This window comes from Nocardioides sp. CPCC 206348 (assembly GCF_048654705.1).
Lineage (GTDB): Bacteria > Actinomycetota > Actinomycetes > Propionibacteriales > Nocardioidaceae > Nocardioides.
The window spans coordinates 28,625-30,011 of record NZ_JBMCZA010000068.1; the positions used below are offsets into that span (position 1 = coordinate 28,625).

Annotated in this window: 1 protein-coding gene; it reads left to right on the top strand. The window is 68.3% G+C overall.

Features of this window, described 5'->3' with window-relative positions:
• On the top strand, positions 1 to 1,210 hold a 1,210-nt coding region (locus ACOADB_RS03030), incomplete at its 5' end, for a methionine--tRNA ligase (RefSeq protein WP_378596440.1).
• Between the last annotated feature and the right edge of the window lie 177 nt (positions 1,211 to 1,387).

A 1,387-nucleotide genomic window follows, 5' to 3' on the forward strand; every position in this document is an offset into this window, starting at 1 on the left:
GCTGGCCGAGGCGCTCACCGAGTGGCTCGACGGCCGCGAGGCCACGGGCCTGTGGCGGCCCAACGTCATCCGGTTCAGCCAGAACATCCTCAAGGAGATCCGCCCGCGGGCGATGACCCGCGACATCGACTGGGGCATCGCCGTTCCGCTGGACGGGTGGCGCGAGAACCCCACCAAGAAGCTCTACGTCTGGTTCGACGCCGTCATCGGTTACCTGTCGGCCTCGATCGAGTGGGCCCGCCGCACCGGCGACCCGGACGCCTGGCGCGACTGGTGGAACGACCCCGAGGCCCTGACGTACTACTTCATGGGCAAGGACAACATCACCTTCCACTCCCAGATCTGGCCGGCCGAGCTGCTCGCCTACGCGGGCAAGGGCGACAAGGGTGGGTCGCCGCGTGAGCTCGGTGTCCTGAACCTGCCGACCGAGGTGGTGTCGTCGGAGTTCCTCACGATGGAGGGCAAGAAGTTCTCCTCGTCGAAGAAGGTCGTCATCTACGTCCACGACCTGCTCGAGCGCTACCAGCCGGACGCCTTCCGGTACTTCGTGGCGGCGGCGGGTCCCGAGAACCAGGACTCCGACTTCACCTGGGCCGAGTTCGTCCGTCGTACCAATGACGAGCTGGTCGCTGGCTGGGGCAACCTGGTCAACCGGACCGCCAACCTGATCGCCAAGAACTTCGGCGAGATCCCGGCGGCCGGTCCGCTCACGGACGAGGACACTGCCGTCCTTGCCGCGACCGAGGCCGCCTTCGACACCGTCGGTGACCTGATCGGCAAGCACCGACAGAAGCAGGCGATCGGTGAGGCGATGCGTGCCGTCGCCGAGGTCAACAAATACGTCTCCGACTCCGAGCCGTGGAAGATCAAGGACGACCCGGAGCGGCTCGCCACGATCCTGCACGTGATGGCGCAGTGCGTCGCCGACCTGAACATCGTGCTCAGCCCGTTCCTGCCGTTCTCCGCCAACGAGGTCGACAAGGCCTTCGGTGGCGAGGGTGCGATCGCTCCGATGCCGCGGATCGAGGAGGTGGCCGACCTCGACGTCGAGGGTCGGTCCTACCCGATCATCACCGGCGACTACACCGGGTTCCCGGGCTGGCGGCGCCACCCGATCGAGGTGGGCCGCGCCGTGGCGAAGCCGACGCCGGTCTTCACCAAGCTGGACCCCGTCGTCATCGACGAGGAACTCGCCCGTCTCGGCGTCTGAGTCGTGACGCCACTGGTCGACCTCGGCACCCGGAAGTTCTGGCGTTCGCTGGGGCGGCCGGTGGACCTTGCGGGCGCGCACGCCTGGTTGCGTGCGCCGACGAGTACGTCGGCGGTCGTCCGCGACGGGTGGCTGGCCGCGGAGGCGGCGCTGCACGGCGGTCGGGTCGACGAGGAC